The organism is Desulforhabdus sp. TSK (genome assembly GCF_022836495.1).
Taxonomy (GTDB): Bacteria; Desulfobacterota; Syntrophobacteria; order Syntrophobacterales; family Syntrophobacteraceae; genus Desulforhabdus.
Genome location: NZ_BQXM01000235.1, coordinates 1 through 267, shown reverse-complemented (window position 1 = coordinate 267; position 267 = coordinate 1). Strand labels below are relative to the sequence as shown.

Here is a 267-nt window from a genome sequence, read left to right as displayed (position 1 = left end):
GAGACGGCAGGGGCCTTCGTAGAGGGGGAAATCCTCCCGTGGGATCGTTCCGACAATCAACCAGGACATCTTCGCAGGAGCTCCTCGTAGGCCAGTTGCAGGGCGTACCCGCACAGGGTATGCCCCAAAGTTCGCGGCGCAGGCGCCTCACGCAGGGTCCTGCCCACCAGGCGCTCCGCCAGGTAGGGCACATCCGGGCATCCGCCTCCGGAGATGTTGACAATCCGCAGGTTTCGTTGATCCACCGTTATCTTCATGTTGGCGGCC

General features: G+C 63.3%; 1 pseudogene. It reads right to left on the bottom strand.

The annotated features are described in order from the left end of the window. Positions 1-56: 56 nt before the first annotated feature. Positions 57-267: pseudogene (locus tag MWC30_RS22235) on the bottom strand (hypothetical protein); the annotation flags it as partial.